This window comes from Paraburkholderia sp. BL18I3N2, from assembly GCF_003001875.1.
Taxonomy (GTDB): Bacteria; Pseudomonadota; Gammaproteobacteria; order Burkholderiales; family Burkholderiaceae; genus Paraburkholderia; species Paraburkholderia phytofirmans.
This window is the reverse complement of sequence record NZ_PVNC01000001.1, coordinates 555,182-569,653: the sequence shown is the minus strand read 5'-3', so window position 1 is coordinate 569,653 and position 14,472 is coordinate 555,182. Positions and strand designations below refer to the sequence as shown.

Sequence of the window (14,472 nt, the reverse complement as noted above, 5' to 3'; positions counted from 1 at the left end):
TCATCATGACCAAGATCGAAAAAGTCCTGCTTACCGGCAAAACCCACACGACGTTCAGCGGCCGCGGCGGTCGCGTCGACCTCAATCTGTCGGCGGGCAAAGGCGCCGGCGCGGACATCACGTTCCCGGCTGTAGAGGCGCATCCGACCGCGGAGCAGTTGTTCGCCGGCGCCTGGTCGGCCTGTTACATCTCGGCGATCGGCCTCGTCGCTCAGACGAAGAAAGTGACCCTGCCGTCCGATCTGTCCGTGGATATCGAGGTGGACCTGGGCATGGCCGGCGACGCCTACTTGCTCCAGGCCCGCTTCAACGTCAGCGTGCCGGGCGTGGCGCGCGAAGTCGCCGAGGCCATCGCGCATGAAGCACACCAGATCTGCCCGTATTCGAAAGCCACGCGCGGGAACATCGACGTCGTCGTCAACGTCGCCTGATTTCTCCATCACTGAACCGGCATTTGTGGGCGCGATCGGGTAAGGCTCGCGCCCCTCATCGAACATTTTTTAGCGGAGTTTCACCATGAAAACCAAATTCGTTGCGGCACTGCTCCTCGCACTTTCTGCTTCCACCGCCGCGCCCGCGTTCGCCAGCGGCTATGGTCCGGCTCCCTTCTACCGGCCTTCGGTCGGTGCCCCGGCGTCGCAACGCGGCCGGAGCGCGCAAACCGTCGCCGCGAGCAACGACGACGCAGCCGGCGCGCAAGCGGCGTATGGCGGCGTCGTCTCGGGTCAGTCGGAATCCGCGAGCCGGGTTGCCGTCGCGCTCCGCGACAATCTTTACGCACGTCATTGAGGCGCGCGGCCGGCTGCGGGAAGATCCCGCCCGGCTACGCATGCCAATGGCCGCATGACGGGCTTTGCCCGCCGGTCGGCTAGCCGAGCCGATCTCTGGCATGCTTGCGGAATCGCATCCGATAGACGGCGAGCCAACCACTGACGAAAAGGATTGGATTGACATGACGACGCAAACCGAAACCGCCATCCTGGCCGGCGGCTGCTTCTGGGGCATGCAAGACCTGCTGCGGCGCTACCCCGGCGTGCTGTCCACGCGCGTGGGCTACACCGGCGGCGACGTGCCCAACGCGACTTACCGCAACCACGGCACGCATGCCGAGGCGCTCGAGATCGTGTTCGACCCGAGCCAGATCAGCTATCGCAAGATCCTCGAGTTTTTCTTCCAGATTCACGATCCAACGACGAAGAACCGCCAGGGCAACGACATCGGCATGAGCTACCGCTCGGCCATCTTCTATCTCGACGACGAGCAGAAGCAGGTGGCCGAGAACACCATCGCCGACGTCGAGGCTTCCGATCTCTGGCCCGGCAAGGTGGTGACCGAAGTTGCTCCGGCCGGCCCGTTCTGGGAGGCTGAGCCGGAACACCAGGACTATCTGGAGCGCATTCCCAATGGCTATACGTGCCATTTCGTCCGTCCGAACTGGAAGCTCCCGGAGCGCGGCTAACGGTTGAATTGAGCGCCAACGGTCGAGCATTACCATGGCGTAATAAACGAAGAAGCCCGCAGACATCGTCCGCGGGCTTCTTCGTTTGGCAAGGCAACTGGTGACGCGCTCACGGATCGCGCGATCCGCCGCTCATTCGCCGCTCATTCGCCGCTCATTCCCCGTCCTGCACCGCTTTGACGAGATTGTTGCGCAGCGTCACGATCGCCTTCTGCACTTTCGAGAACTCATCCGGCGCGAGGCCGGTTGCTTCGACGAGGTCCATGTTCAGGCCTTTCTCGCGCAAGCGCCGGCCACTTTTCGTGAGACCCACCCGCACCTGACGCTCATCTTCTGGGTCCCGCTGTCTTTCCACATAACCCGCCGCCTCCAGCTTCTTCAGGATCGGCGTGAGCGTGTTGGACTCGAGGAACAGCTTCTCGCCCAGACTGCTGACAGTCTGGTTGTCCTCCTCCCACAGCGCAATGATCGTGATGTACTGCGTGTAGGTCAGCCCAAGCTCTTCGAGAATCGGCTTGTAGGCCTTGCCGAATGCGAGGTTCGCGGAATAGACCGCAAAGCACAAAAAGTCGGAAAGCTTCACATCCGTGGAAGCGGGTTGGTCGGTCGATTTCATCTTCGTCCTCGTTGGGTAGAGGCTCACGCCTCGCTAACGGTATTATACATCGCATGCGATTAGATCGTAGTCGCTCAAATTGCCGAACATGGCGGAGGAGCACTGACGATCGGCTTCAGCGTCCGCTTCGGCGCGAGTAAGCTACCAGCGCGGACCATCATGCCCCTGAAATCGGCCGCCGCTGCGCCGAACCCTTGAAGGTCCACCCAGGATTCCCATAGGAGAACGTCTTGAAGCGGATCGTGGTGATCGGCGCAGGCTTCGCCGGACTGTGGAGCGCGATAGGCGCGGCGCGCAAACTCGATGAACTGCGCGTGCCCGCCGATCAGGTGGAAGTGGTCGTAATCAACGGCACGCCCTATCACAGTATCCGGGTGCGGAACTACGAACAGAATCTGGACGAGACGCGCGTGCCGCTCGCCGATGTTCTCGGGCCGATCGGTGTGCGGCTCGTCGAAGGCGAAGTATCCGGCATCGATTCGGCAAACGGCCGCATCGCCGTTCGGACCCAAGGGCTGACTCAGACGCTCCCCTACGACCGGCTCGTTATCGCGGCCGGCAGCCAGCTCGTCCACCCCGACATTCCCGGTTTGACCGAGCACGCGTTCGACGTCGATACCTTCTCAGGCGCAACGAAACTCGCGGCGCACTTGCGCGGCTTGCCGTCGCTTGCGAATGCGGCGAGTCCGTTTACAGCCGTCGTGGTCGGGGCCGGCTTGACGGGCATTGAACTGGCGGCCGAACTGCCGGCGCGATTGCGCGGCATCGCGGGCGACGCGCATCGAGACGCCGTGCATGTCGTGCTGGCCGATCGCTCCGCCAAGATCGGCCAGGCGATGGGCGGCGCGCAGCCTGTCATCGAGCGCGCCATGGACGCTCTCGGCGTCGAGATGCTCGCCGGCGTATCCCTGCAGTCAGTGGACGCCGGCGGCGCCGAACTCACGAATGGCACGCGCATCGATGCGGCCACGGTGATCTGGTGCGGCGGTATGCGCGCGAATGCGTTGACCGCGCAAATCCCCGTGACACTCGATCCTTTTGGACGCCTTCCAGTAGATGCCTTCATGCGCGTGGAAAACGTCCCGCATGTATTCGCTGCCGGTGACTGCGCGCGCGCGTTGATCGACGGCGCGCGGCCATCGGTCATGTCATGCCAGCACAGCCGGCCGATGGGACGCTACGCCGGTCACAACGTCGTCTGCGATCTGCTCGGCGGCGAGATGCTGCCGCTTCATATCGACTGGTACACGACCATTCTCGATCTCGGTCCCTGGGGCGCCGTGTACACGGAGGGCTGGGACCGGCATCTCGTGTCCGAAGGCGACGCCGCCAAAGCGACCAAGCAGACCATCAACTGCATACGCATCTATCCGCCGCGCACGCGCCTTCGGGACGACATCCTGCAAGCCGCCGCACCTGTCGTGCAGACACCGCCGCCAACCGCCGCGGCTCATTGAAGCTGCGGAGTTCGCGGGCGACGCCAACGAATACGACCAGTACGGCGGGGACACGCGGTCGCAAAACTAACGGCTCAATGTTCAAGCGCCGCCAGTGGATTCGAGCTGCGCTTCGATGGCCGCCTTATCGATCACCGACCACACCTGCTCGATCTTGCCATTGCGGAATTGATAGAACACGTTCTCCGTGAAGGAAACGCGTTTGCCGTTGACGGCGAGGCCGAGGAACGTGCCCACCGGCGTACAAACGAAGCCAAGCCGGCTGGCTATATAAGGCGGATCCGAAATCAACAACTGGATGTTGAAATAAAGGTCCGGAATTTCACGGAAGTCTTTCTCCAGCATCTCGCGGTAGCCGGATAAGCCGATGCGCTGACCGTTGTAGTGCGCGTCGTCGTCGACGTACCGCCCGAGGTTCGGCCAGTCCTGTTTGTTCAGGCAGCCAATGTAATCTCGGTAGCGTTTGTAGAGGTCAGGCGTGTCCACGGCAATTGCTCCGTCCTTGTACAAGGTCCGTGCTGCGAGGCAGGAAGAATTGAAATTCTACCGCCGTGGATAAACTGCTCGAAAATCGCACGTGGCGCGACCTCAGGCTGCCGCGTCGACCTGCGCCCGCTGCTGCGTGGCAACCGCCTCCAGCACCGCTTGCACGACCCGCTCGACGCTCGGCCAGTTCCGCGCATGTTCGCCCGCGACATACTGCTCAGGGGACACACTGCGATACGGCGGCGGATAACCCCAGATAGCGTCGTGCCTATCGGGTCTGGTGATGCTTCCGCCGATCACGGCAACGGTCGGACGGTGAAACGCGGCCGCGACGTGCATCAGCATGGTTGAGTTCGTCAGCACGACGTTGGCCTCTTCAGTGAGAGCGAACATCACGCGCATCGGCACCTCGCCTGCCAGCGAGCGGACCGGCGCGCCCGAACCCGCCGCGGCGATCGCCTCGGCCGCGCGCGCCTGATCCGCTTTGCTGCCGACGATCACGATATCGCACGCGTCGCCGGCTTGTTCCAGTGTCTGCGCGATCCGCGCGAGCGAAGCGCCTACCTGGCGCGCGTCCCATGCCTTGGTCGGCACGCCCGCCCCGACGCCGACGATCAACCGCACGGTACGGCGCCCCGACACGTTGCCCATATTCCAGATTTGCGACGCGGCGGCACGCTCGTCGCCGGTCAGGAACAATTGCGGGCGCGCTTCCGGCAGCGCCGTCGCGCCGAGCAGTTCGCCCTGCGCGAGCGCGGCGCGGCCGCATTGCCGGGCAGCGAATTCGATGAACGCCTGACAGCCGCTCCAGCCGCCGCGATAGCCGCGCACGCCGATGCGATACCGCACGCCCGTGCGCATCATCAGCAGCGCGCCCATGTAGCTGCCGAGCACGTCGATACCCGCATCGAAGCCGCCGCGCGCGCGCAGTGCGGCGACTTGTGGAGACTCCCACAGAAAACGCAGCACGTTGCCGTGCGAGCGGTCCTCGACCAGCTTGTTGTTCCAGGGCGCGTCGATTTCCACGATCTCGTCGACAAAGGGATTGTTCTCGAGTATCGGACGCCCCCAGCTGCCTACGCCGGCGATCAGGCGCGTCGTCGGAAAACGCTTGCGCAGGGCCTCGAAGAGCGGCGTGGTGGTGAGCAGTTCGCCGAAATCGTTCGGACGCAGCACGAGAATCTCGCGCGGCGTGTCGCGACTCGGATCGAACCGCGGCGGGTAGAAGCGGCCCATCAACCAGACCGGTGTTTCGATCAGCAGACTTTTCCAGCCCATTGCTTCTCCAATGCGGCAGGCGTTGGCCGCCGTCGCCGCGCATCGGTTCGCGCCGGGCACAGGTGCGCCGCAGGCGCTGCCCGGATATCACGCCGATTGTGCATGGTTGCCACAACGCGCTCTGTGGCCGGGCGTACAGAGACACACGATTGACGATTTACGCCGGCGCCCGGGCACGTCACGTGCTTCCGCATACGGGGCTACGAAGCTGACAGCTAAACAGACAACAAGGAGCAGAAAATGAAAGCAAAAACACTGATCTGCGCGACCGCTCTCGCCGCCATCTGCGCCTCACAAAGCGCCTATGCGCAGATTGCCGGACTGCAACCGCTCGGCGGAACGGTCGAGCAAACCAATGCGCTGCTGAAGGGCTGGAGCGTGCGACGCGCGCTTGTCGACGAGCCGGTCTACAACGATCTGAACGACAAGATCGGCAGCATCTATGACGTGATCATTTCGCCGGACCGCAAAGCGACGTATGCGGTCGTGTCGGTAGGCGGCTTCCTCGGCATGGGCAAGCACTACGTGGCGATCCCGGTCGATCACTTCGAGATCCGCGACGGCAATCTTTTCCTCGCCGGCGCGACGAAAGATGCGTTGAAGTCGGTGCCTGAGTTCGAATACAACAAGCTCGAAAAAGCCACCAAGCCGCGCAAGGTCAAGGCGGAATAATCGACGTGACATGCGCTGTTGCGAACGTGAGACCGCTCACGTTCGCAACAGCCTTGCGACGGCCCGCGTTTTAGTGATTCGCAGCCGTGACAAGCTGCAGCGGCGTTTCAATCACACTCGACAATTCGCTCTGCTTCCTCTGTTCGGTCACGGCCTTCAAGGCCACATCGACGCCAAATACGGCTTGCCGCGCGGCGAACTGATTGACCGTGGCGAGCACGCGGCCATCGGCGATCAACGGCTTGATCGCGTCGATATCGTTGTAGCCGGTGACGTACACGCCGCCGGTTCTGCCCGCATCGCGAACCGCGTCGACCGCGCCCATTGCCATATTGTCGTTGCCGCACATCAGCCCGCGGATCTGCGGATGCTCGCTGAGCATCTTCGAAGCGGCGTCGCGGCCCTTCCCATACTCCCAGTCGCCGGCCTGAACCGCGACGATGTTGATCCCCGCGGCGTTCATTGCATCCCGGCAACCGTCCGTGCGTTGCTGTGCATTGCGATCGGCTGAACTGCCTTCGATAATGCCCACCTGATCGCCGGTCTTGAGCCGCTCCGCCAGATAGCTGCCCACCTGCTGCGCGCCCTTGCGATTGTTAGGACCGACGAACGGCACGGAAATGCCGGCCGCGTCCTGAAACGCCTCGTCGAGCGGATTGTCGATCGAAACCACGATGACGCCCGCCTTGATCGCGCGCGCGACGACCGCCGTCAGCGCCTTCGAATCGGTCGGGGCAATGACGATCGCGTTCATCTTTGCCTTGATCATCTCCTCGACCATGCGGATCTGCCCGGTCGTGTCGCTCTCGGTCGCCGTGCCGCGCACCGTCAAATCGAATTGCGAGGCGTAATGCTGCTGGTAGTTCCGTGCGGCGTTCGCCATCGCCACCGTGAACGGGTCGCCAAGCGACTTCAGCACGAGCGCAATCTTGAGCTTGCCACCCGGCGTAACCGCTGCAACGGCCGCGCCGCCGATGCCGGCCGCGGCCAGCGCGCCGGCAAACACCACCCGGCGACGCATCCTCCAGGGCGACATGCTTCGGGGCGTCTTCTGCATCATCGAATCTCTCCTTCTGGGGCGCGCTGACGATTCGCAGTATTGCAGCCGGACGAAAGGCGGCCATGCCACAGGCCGCCGTTCATCGATCGCTCATCAGCGCCAGCAAACACGCGGTGATTTCATCGAACAACGGCCGACTGTCGATCACCTCGCTCAAGCAATTGTCCTTCAACTCCACCAGGAGAGCGCGAATGTTCGCCGACGCCTCCGGCCAGTCGCATCGTTCGAGCAACTCTTCGAGCAGACAACCGTAGGCTCTGACTTCGAGGCGCTGAAGCGCGAGGCCGATGCTCCGATCGCCCAAAGCATAGAACGACGCCGCGCCGAAATCTCCCAACAACGCACGCCCTTGTCCACCGTACAGGATATTGTGCGCGTACAGATCGCCATGCATGATGCCTTGCTCATGCAAATGACACGCCGCCGACGCGATGCCGTACGCGATGCCCAACGCCGAAGCCATATCGAAGCGTGTGTCGGCGCCATAAATATCGCGCGTGCAGGATTCGAGACTCGGCGGACCGGCGAGGTTGGTGAATTGCGGATCGATCAGTTCCATCACGAGACCGTGCGTGCCTGCCGGATGAACCTTCACTTTTCCTGCCACCGGGATCAGGTTCGCATGATCGCCCGCGCGAATGCAGGCTGCCATTTCGCAGTCGGGCAAACCGTCGCTGGTCACCGCGCCCTTGAACAGTTTCACCGCGACAGAGCGGGACTCGCCGTGCCGACCCGCCAACTCCGCGCGATAGATGACACCGGAGGCGCCCTCGCCTAACGGCGCTTCGAGTTTCAAGTCGTGCCACGCTATCGCGGCGCTCGGCGTGTCGATCAGCGCTGCCGCTTCGAGCGCCTCGCTGAACGGATTGCCGGCGTACGCCAGCCAGGACAGTCGCGGCAGCCGCAGCAACCAGTCAGGCAGTCCGTCGAGCTGATTCGCGGCGAGCCGCAGCAATTCGAGCTGCGAGCAGGCGGCCAATTCCTCCGGAAGCGTTCGCAGACGGTTGCCCGCCAGCATCAGCTTTTGCAATTGCGTGCAGCCGCCAATTTCGGCAGGCAACACTTCGATGTCGTTGTCCGTAAGGATCAACCAGCGCAATTGCGGGGGCAACGCTTTGCCGGATACATGCCGGATGCGGTTGGCCTTGAAGCCGACCATGCTCAATTGCGAACACTGTCCCAGCACCTCGGGCAACTCGGTGAACGGGTTGTCGGAGCCGAAGAGAATGCGCAGTTTGCGCAGACGTGGCAGATCGTCGGGCAGCGAGGTGAGCGCGTTGCCCGACAGGTCGAGAACTTCCAGCGTGTCGGCGAGGTCGAAAATCTCGCGTGGAAATTCAGTCAGGCCGCAAGCCAGTTTCAGCCGGCGCGTGCCCGCGAGCTGGCCGGCCCGCAAATGATCAAGTGTCGTCGTCACAGTCGTGGAAGAGAGGTCCGGTTGCCGGTGCGCTTCAAATCGAAGGTATCAATTCTACTGAGTCACGAGCCTCGCGCGAAAACGGTTGAAAAGGGTTGTACAGTGATGCATCGTCCCGTCCAGAACAACGAGCCGCCGACCGACATCGGTCGCGAAAAATTGGACAGCAAGATTCGGAGCGCAATCAGAGAGAGCGAGGCTCACACTGTCGGATATTCGGCGCGCCTCGCGCGCATCTGTGCCTCCAACCAGTCAGGAGCAAGCAAAGTGACATACGCCTACAAGTTGATGGACTCGCCCGTCGGCCAGTTGAAACTCGTTGCAAACGGCGAGCGCCTCGCCGCCATTCTGTGGGAGCACGACAAGCCGAACCGGGTGCGTCTTGGTGAGCTGATCGAAGCGAATGACCGGCCTGTGCTGATCGAGACCGAACGGCAGTTGAACGAGTATTTCGCCGGCACGCGGCATCAGTTCGACCTTCCGTTGACCTTCCAGGGAACGGACTTTCAGAAGCAGGTGTGGGCCGCATTGTTGACCATACCGTTTGGCCAGACACGCAGCTACTCGGAAATCGCGACGCAGATCGGCAACGTCAATGCGGTGCGGGCGGTCGGCGCGGCGAACGGCAAAAATCCGATTTCCATCGTGGCGCCGTGCCACCGGGTGATCGGCGCGTCCGGTGATTTGACAGGGTTTGCGGGGGGACTGGCGAACAAGATGCTGCTGCTTTCGCTAGAGGCCGGACAGAGTTCGTTCGAAGCGGAAGCGGACGGGCAAACGGACATGTTCGCGCTCGAAGAAAGGGTGACGGTCAAGACTCAGGTCAAGTCCGAAGCTCAGACGAAACCCGCGCGCCACGCGCCGAGCCGCGGCACGCAAACGTCACTGTTCGGAAATTGACCGGATGCATGGTCCGCGATGGCAGAGGACTCACTGGGTCGCATTGAACGCTTCGTGATAGATCGCATTACCGTTCGCATAAAGCACCTATCCTTAAGAAGCCCTTTGGGCGTCAACAGGAGGATGACATGCGCATGCTTCTCAACATACGAATCCCGCACGAACCGTTCAACACCATGGTGCGCGAAGGCACCGTCGGGCAAGTGATCGGGAAAATACTGGAAGAGATAAAACCGGAGGCCGTCTACTTCACCGAGCAGAGTGGCGCGCGCGGAGCAGTGGTCGTCGTAGATGTCGACAACGCGTCGTCGATTCCCGCGCTCGCGGAGCCGTGGTTTCTGAAATTCAACGCCGACTGCGAATTGCGCATTGCGATGTTGCCGGAAGACCTGCAGAAAGCCGGACTGGAGAACCTCGGCACGAAATGGAAATAGCGCTTGCCATCGGCGGTTCGCGACGTGGACCGCCGGTGGTTGCACAAACGAACAATTGGCGGCACCGCGCTGTGATCAGCCCAGTTCGAATGAAGTCACGCCGAACACGCGTTCAATAGATATGGCGGGCTGCTCACGCGTATACATCCGCGCGGTTTCGAACACGCTCGTCATGCCATGCCGCTCGGCCAGCGCAATCGCATCCGCGTTGATCTCGGGCACATCGAAGAAAAATACTTCGCCCGCAATACTCGATGTCAGCGCGGAGAACAGACGAGCGGCAATCTCGTTGTTATCGGCGAAGAGTGGGCCGATCTTGTAGCCCGTCAAACAACGCCGCAACACGCCATAGCCCGCCACCGGCCCGTCGTTCAATGCAACTCGCGCCATCGCGCCAGGCTGCGCGAGCCACGCAGCGAGAAAGGGCTCGCGCGCTGCGGGAAAGCATTGTCGATCGTAGTCGTTCAACGATTCGAAGGGCAGCGCCGAAGCATGCATCAAGTCGGCGTAGGGCTCGCCCTGAGCGATGTCTTGCGCGACGCCCTGAAAGCGGATGTTGCGATAGGCCAGCTGAAATCCGGACTTCCTGTAGTTCGCCTGTTGAGCGACCACGCCGTCCAGACCGACATTGCGGTTGCGCAAATAGTCCATACCGTGCTGCCAGACGCGCATGCCGAAACCTCGACCGCGAAACGCCGGTTTCACGATATAGAGACCGATAAAGCCGAAGTTCTCGCCGTACGCGACAGCGGAGAGACACGCCACCGGTTCGCCGCGCCATTCGCCGATGAAAAACCCGCGCGGGTCGGCCGCACGAAAGCACTCGGCATCGTGCAAGCCGGGGTTCCATCCTTCCTGCGCGGCCCATTCGACCGCCAAGGCGACCTCCCCGGCCGACATTGTCCGCACGACGAAATCGCCTGGTTCGCTTACGACCGTTTCGCCCATTGCTCCTCCAGCATCGCCGCCGCGGCCGTGGCCGCGACCTGGCAACCGAGAACGATGTGCGTCTCGGCCGTATCCTCGATGAAGTCGTGACTCACTCCGCCGATGCTCGGCACGAACATCATGCAAGCCGGCATGCAGCGGGCGATGACCTGCGCGTCGTGCGCGGCGCCGCTCGGCATGCGGATCCATTGGCCGGGCGCCACCGCTTCGGCGGCGCGGGCGAGATGGTCTGCGAGCGCCGCGTGCATGGTCACGGGTTGCATCGGTTCGTCGATGGTCGTGAGCTCGACGCTGATCGAGCCGCGCGCGTTGAAGTCCCGTACCAGTTCGGCGAGCCTGTCTTCCATCGCCTGCAAACGCGCAGCGTTCGCGTCGCGGAATTGCAGGTACATCTGCGCTGCGCCAGGCACGACGCTCAGCGAGCCGGGGTCGAGGTCGATGCGGCCCACCGTCCAGACGGTGTCGGCATCCGCGAGTCGCGCGAACGCTTCGTTCATCTGCGGGATAAAGGCGACCAACGCCGCGCCGGCGTCGCGCCGGATCGCCATGGGCGTCGTGCCGGCATGGTTGCGCTGCCCCGTGAAGCGCAGCCGCAATTCACGCAGCCCGACGATCGTGGTGACGACCCCGATGGATTTGCCGGCCGCTTCGAGCCGGCCGCCCTGCTCGATATGCGGTTCGAGATAGGCAACCTGCCGGCCCGGCTCGAAGCGCGCACGCGGCCGCCCGGCCAGACCCGCGGTGGCGAGCACGTCTTCGAGACGCTGGCCTTGCCGATTCGTGGCGTCGCGAATCGTCTCGTCGAGGTTATCGCCCACAAAACTGCGGCTGCCGAGCAGGCCCGAAAAGGTGCCTTCTTCATCGATCCACGATGCGACGTCCACCGCGAGGTGACGCGTCGCCTCGTTTTCCGCGAGCGCGCGTGCGATCTCCAGCCCGTAGATCACGCCCATCGCGCCATCGAGCCAGCCGCCGGTCGGCTGCGTGTCGGTATGCGAACCGATCACGAGCGCGGGCCCGTTTTTGCGCGAGCGTCCGAACACGGTGCCCACGCCGTCGATCACGGCCTCGAGTCCCGCCTCCGTCATGCGTCTGGCCAGCCATTCGCGCGACGCCAGATCCACCGGCGAAAGCGCCAGCCGAACAACGCCTGGGCCGGTGGCACCGAAACTGCGTAGTTGCTTGAGATCGCTCAGCAACCGGTCCGGATCGATCCTCACCACGTTCTCGTCTCCTTCGAATATCGGTTCATGATGTCCTGCTGTATCGACAGATTACATGGCCTAAGCGTTTCCTAAGGTTAGCCCGTTACCATCCTTCGACATCGACGCGCCAGAGCGGCGTCGACCCCATCGAGAAACACACCTATGCAGACACTTGAAGCGTTCAACCAGGCGCTTTTCCTCATGATCGACGCGACGCTATCGACACCGGCTTGGTGCATCGATCTCGCACGTTCGATCGCAGACTACCTCATCTATCTCGTGCCGCTCTGCCTCACCGCAATGTGGCTCTCCGGCGACGAACGTCAGCGCGAAACCGCCCTGCGCGCGTGCTGCGTGACGCTCCTCGCGCTCGGCATCAATCAGCTCATCGGCCTCGCGTGGCCACAACCGCGGCCATTCGTGCTGGGCATCGGCCATACGTTTCTCGATCACACACCGGACCCCTCGTTCCCAAGCGATCACGGAACGATCTTCGCGAGCATCGCGCTGACCTTGCTTCTCGGCGGCGTAAAACGGTACGGCTCGCTCATCGTTTTGTCCGGGCTCGCGGTTGCCTGGGCGCGCATCTTTGTCGGCGTTCACTTTCCGCTCGACATGGCGGGCGCTGTCGTCGTGGCGGCCGTGGCTTTCGTCCTGGTCGCGCCACTGTGGCGGCTCGCCGGCCCGAGCATGACGCGCGGGTTCATCGCGCTGTATCGCAAATTGCTGGCGTGGCCGATCGAACGTGGCTGGCTGTCGCTTTAGCCGACGTTCGACGCGCAAGCGCGAGCTCTCGCGCGTCGTGGCAACCCGCCATCCTATCGCGTCAGCGCCGCGAAAATCGCTCGGCGAGATGTCGTAAGCGCGGCGAAAACGCGCGGGTGGCGTGCGCTTAAAAGTTGGCGAAGAACGCTCGCGCCGCCACCATGCAGAACGACGCGACCAGTTCACCGTGATACGCCCGCAGCACCGCTGAAGCGCCGCCGTCGGTCGCACCGCGGGTCACGGCCTGACTCGCGACCTCTGCCTTCGCACCCGCAAAACCCTGCTTGACGCGCGCATACGGATCGTCGGGCCCGACGACAGGAGAGTCCACATCCAGCACGGACGTGAGCCCCGCAGGCACGTTGGCGTTCTGCCAATACGCCTGCTCTATGCGCGCATTGAAAAAGAACACCGTGGGATCCGACGCGCCGCCGCACATCAGAACGGGCGCACGCGGCAGCCAGTTGCGTAAGTCGTTGCGCTTGAACGCCTGGCGCAAAGGATGCAGCGGATTCGCTGCTGGTTTCATCGCAAGGATCGGGTTGGGAAACGCACCATCGGGATTGGCGGCGGCGTCCTCCAGCAGGGTCAGGCGATAGGCGTTGCGCACGAGGTTGGCATTGCCGAAACCCGCGGCAAAGAGCGGTTTCAGCACCGGCGGCGTCAAGGGCGGCGAACGAGGCGGTGTCATCGAGGTGTACTGCGGTGCGGGCGGCACGCTACTGAAGAGATGCGCGGACGGCAGTTTGCCTGTGCGGAACAGCGTGTCGAGCGGCTGCAGGCTCGGCAGCAGCGCTTCGATAGCTGGCGCATAAGCCGCTTCGTAAAAGTCGCCGGGTTGACGGTAGATATTCCCGTAAGCATGCTGATAACCCGTCACGATCAGCGTCGAGAAGAGCGTGGCGCCCAGGTTGACCTCGCCTTGGATGAGTGCGTCGGCGGTGGCTGCAAGTGCGTACGGCCCCGAGCCCGGCGCCGACGCCGTCACCTTGACGCCGGCCGCCTGCAGCGCCCGATGCGTCGCCATTGCCACGAAGCCGCCTTGCGAATAGCCGGTGACGAACAGCTTGCCGTTTTCGCGCGTGCCTGCTTCGGCTTTTATGTCGGTTAGCGCCGCGCGCGCCGCGCGCAGCGAGTCGATCACATCGGCGGATTGCTGGTCGGCATTGAGATACGGGTGGTAAGGGAGATCGGAGCCGGCATAGCCCGCATAGTTGGTGGCCACCACGATATAGCCTTGCGCCGCATACATGGCCGCTACGCTGATGCCTTCCCCGGCGCCGTCGCCGTTGCCTGGGTCCGTTCGCGTGATATCGGCGAGGTTGTAGTTGCGGTACGCGGTAGTGCCGTGCGCATAGAGCATGAGCGGCAGCGGTCCGCTGCATGTCGCCGAACTTCCCGACGGGATCATCAACGCGCCGCTCGCCTGAGTATGCTCGCCCGCGCCGCCGATGGTCCGGTAGCGAAAGCTCACGATCTCGACGCCGCATGCGGGCGCGCCGGCTATCCGCACGAGTTGCCGGCCGCCCGCACTCGACGCCAGCAATTTCGCAAACTCCGCGGCGCTCAACTTCAACGTAACGCGATGATCGAGAAGCTGGCCGCGGCCATTGCACGCTTCACCGCATTGGGAATCGGCAGGCACACCGGCACACGCGCCAAAAATGCAACATGCCAGCAACCCGGGGGCCGCGTTTCGGATAGCTACCCACATGTGAGGCTCCGTCTTGTTGGTATGACGACGAGTGGCGGCCTTGCAGAGTGACAGGAGTATA

At 63.1% G+C, this 14,472-nt stretch carries 16 protein-coding genes; 8 read left to right on the top strand and 8 right to left on the bottom strand.

Annotated features, from left to right (window positions below):
* The first annotated feature begins 5 nt into the window (after positions 1-5).
* The 3 genes from B0G75_RS02590 to msrA all read left to right on the top strand — a co-directional run bounded on the left by B0G75_RS02590 (position 6) and on the right by msrA (position 1,459).
* Positions 6-431, top strand: a complete 426-nt coding sequence (locus B0G75_RS02590) for an Ohr family peroxiredoxin (protein ID WP_106300357.1) — start codon at positions 6-8, stop codon at positions 429-431.
* Between the two features lie 85 nt (positions 432-516).
* Positions 517-789, top strand: coding sequence for a hypothetical protein (locus B0G75_RS02585; protein WP_106300355.1), 273 nt, complete (start codon positions 517-519; stop codon positions 787-789).
* A gap of 163 nt (positions 790-952) precedes the next feature.
* The gene (msrA, locus tag B0G75_RS02580; RefSeq protein ID WP_106301780.1) at positions 953-1,459 is read left to right on the top strand and encodes a peptide-methionine (S)-S-oxide reductase MsrA; all 507 of its coding nucleotides are present in this window, start codon (positions 953-955) and stop codon (positions 1,457-1,459) included.
* A gap of 154 nt (positions 1,460-1,613) precedes the next feature.
* On the opposite strand, the gene B0G75_RS02575 is transcribed toward msrA, so the two are convergent.
* The gene (locus tag B0G75_RS02575; RefSeq protein ID WP_106300353.1) at positions 1,614-2,075 is read right to left on the bottom strand and encodes a MarR family winged helix-turn-helix transcriptional regulator; all 462 of its coding nucleotides are present in this window, start codon (positions 2,073-2,075) and stop codon (positions 1,614-1,616) included.
* Positions 2,076-2,305: 230 nt separating this feature from the next.
* Here B0G75_RS02575 and B0G75_RS02570 point away from each other — a divergent pair, with 230 nt between their 5' ends.
* Positions 2,306-3,532 (top strand): NAD(P)/FAD-dependent oxidoreductase, encoded by a 1,227-nt coding sequence (locus tag B0G75_RS02570; RefSeq protein WP_106300351.1) that lies wholly within the window; start codon positions 2,306-2,308, stop codon positions 3,530-3,532.
* Positions 3,533-3,613: 81 nt separating this feature from the next.
* Here the strand turns inward: B0G75_RS02570 and B0G75_RS02565 are convergent, their stop codons facing one another.
* Together B0G75_RS02565 and B0G75_RS02560 are read right to left on the bottom strand one after the other, a co-directional pair.
* A complete protein-coding gene (locus tag B0G75_RS02565; RefSeq protein WP_106300349.1) occupies positions 3,614-4,018 on the bottom strand; it encodes an ester cyclase in 405 nt (134 codons plus the stop codon).
* Positions 4,019-4,120: 102 nt separating this feature from the next.
* Positions 4,121-5,296 (bottom strand): glycosyltransferase family 9 protein, encoded by a 1,176-nt coding sequence (locus B0G75_RS02560; protein ID WP_106300347.1) that lies wholly within the window; start codon positions 5,294-5,296, stop codon positions 4,121-4,123.
* A gap of 240 nt (positions 5,297-5,536) precedes the next feature.
* On the opposite strand from B0G75_RS02560, the gene B0G75_RS02555 reads away from it, so the two are divergent.
* A complete protein-coding gene (locus tag B0G75_RS02555; protein ID WP_106300345.1) occupies positions 5,537-5,968 on the top strand; it encodes a PRC-barrel domain-containing protein in 432 nt (143 codons plus the stop codon).
* Positions 5,969-6,038: 70 nt separating this feature from the next.
* Here the strand turns inward: B0G75_RS02555 and B0G75_RS02550 are convergent, their stop codons facing one another.
* Both B0G75_RS02550 and B0G75_RS02545 read right to left on the bottom strand, forming a co-directional pair.
* Complete coding sequence (locus B0G75_RS02550) at positions 6,039-7,028, bottom strand: substrate-binding domain-containing protein (RefSeq protein ID WP_106300343.1); 990 nt, start codon at positions 7,026-7,028, stop codon at positions 6,039-6,041.
* A 79-nt stretch (positions 7,029-7,107) separates the two neighbouring features.
* A complete protein-coding gene (locus B0G75_RS02545) occupies positions 7,108-8,445 on the bottom strand; it encodes a leucine-rich repeat-containing protein kinase family protein (RefSeq protein ID WP_106300341.1) in 1,338 nt (445 codons plus the stop codon).
* A 267-nt stretch (positions 8,446-8,712) separates the two neighbouring features.
* On the opposite strand from B0G75_RS02545, the gene B0G75_RS02540 reads away from it, so the two are divergent.
* Together B0G75_RS02540 and B0G75_RS02535 are read left to right on the top strand one after the other, a co-directional pair.
* Positions 8,713-9,345, top strand: coding sequence for a methylated-DNA--[protein]-cysteine S-methyltransferase (locus B0G75_RS02540; RefSeq protein WP_106301777.1), 633 nt, complete (start codon positions 8,713-8,715; stop codon positions 9,343-9,345).
* Positions 9,346-9,473: 128 nt separating this feature from the next.
* A complete protein-coding gene (locus B0G75_RS02535) occupies positions 9,474-9,779 on the top strand; it encodes a panthothenate synthetase (protein ID WP_106300339.1) in 306 nt (101 codons plus the stop codon).
* Positions 9,780-9,854: 75 nt separating this feature from the next.
* Here B0G75_RS02535 and B0G75_RS02530 read toward each other — a convergent pair whose 3' ends face one another.
* Both B0G75_RS02530 and B0G75_RS02525 read right to left on the bottom strand, forming a co-directional pair.
* Positions 9,855-10,727 carry a GNAT family N-acetyltransferase gene (locus B0G75_RS02530; protein WP_106300337.1) on the bottom strand — a complete coding sequence of 291 codons (873 nt, stop codon included), beginning with the start codon at positions 10,725-10,727 and terminating at the stop codon, positions 9,855-9,857.
* Positions 10,709-11,950 carry a Zn-dependent hydrolase gene (locus B0G75_RS02525; protein WP_106300335.1) on the bottom strand — a complete coding sequence of 414 codons (1,242 nt, stop codon included), beginning with the start codon at positions 11,948-11,950 and terminating at the stop codon, positions 10,709-10,711. The genes B0G75_RS02530 and B0G75_RS02525 overlap by 19 nt, the downstream gene beginning before the upstream one ends.
* 144 nt (positions 11,951-12,094) lie before the next feature.
* On the opposite strand from B0G75_RS02525, the gene B0G75_RS02520 reads away from it, so the two are divergent.
* Positions 12,095-12,697, top strand: coding sequence for a phosphatase PAP2 family protein (locus tag B0G75_RS02520; protein WP_106300333.1), 603 nt, complete (start codon positions 12,095-12,097; stop codon positions 12,695-12,697).
* Positions 12,698-12,824: 127 nt separating this feature from the next.
* Here the strand turns inward: B0G75_RS02520 and B0G75_RS02515 are convergent, their stop codons facing one another.
* A complete protein-coding gene (locus B0G75_RS02515) occupies positions 12,825-14,411 on the bottom strand; it encodes a S9 family peptidase (RefSeq protein WP_106300331.1) in 1,587 nt (528 codons plus the stop codon).
* Between the last annotated feature and the right edge of the window lie 61 nt (positions 14,412-14,472).

Excerpts from the sequence above, each read along its gene's own strand:
- B0G75_RS02590 (WP_106300357.1), top strand. The coding sequence starts at position 6 with ATGACCAAGATCGAAAAAGTCCTGCTTACCGGCAAAACCCACACGACG.
- B0G75_RS02585 (WP_106300355.1), top strand. The coding sequence starts at position 517 with ATGAAAACCAAATTCGTTGCGGCACTGCTCCTCGCACTTTCTGCTTCC.
- msrA (WP_106301780.1), top strand. The coding sequence starts at position 953 with ATGACGACGCAAACCGAAACCGCCATCCTGGCCGGCGGCTGCTTCTGG.
- B0G75_RS02575 (WP_106300353.1), bottom strand. The coding sequence starts at position 2,075 with ATGAAATCGACCGACCAACCCGCTTCCACGGATGTGAAGCTTTCCGAC.
- B0G75_RS02560 (WP_106300347.1), bottom strand. The coding sequence starts at position 5,296 with ATGGGCTGGAAAAGTCTGCTGATCGAAACACCGGTCTGGTTGATGGGC.
- B0G75_RS02555 (WP_106300345.1), top strand. The coding sequence starts at position 5,537 with ATGAAAGCAAAAACACTGATCTGCGCGACCGCTCTCGCCGCCATCTGC.
- B0G75_RS02550 (WP_106300343.1), bottom strand. The coding sequence starts at position 7,028 with ATGATGCAGAAGACGCCCCGAAGCATGTCGCCCTGGAGGATGCGTCGC.
- B0G75_RS02535 (WP_106300339.1), top strand. The coding sequence starts at position 9,474 with ATGCGCATGCTTCTCAACATACGAATCCCGCACGAACCGTTCAACACC.
- B0G75_RS02530 (WP_106300337.1), bottom strand. The coding sequence starts at position 10,727 with ATGGGCGAAACGGTCGTAAGCGAACCAGGCGATTTCGTCGTGCGGACA.
- B0G75_RS02520 (WP_106300333.1), top strand. The coding sequence starts at position 12,095 with ATGCAGACACTTGAAGCGTTCAACCAGGCGCTTTTCCTCATGATCGAC.
- B0G75_RS02515 (WP_106300331.1), bottom strand. The coding sequence starts at position 14,411 with ATGTGGGTAGCTATCCGAAACGCGGCCCCCGGGTTGCTGGCATGTTGC.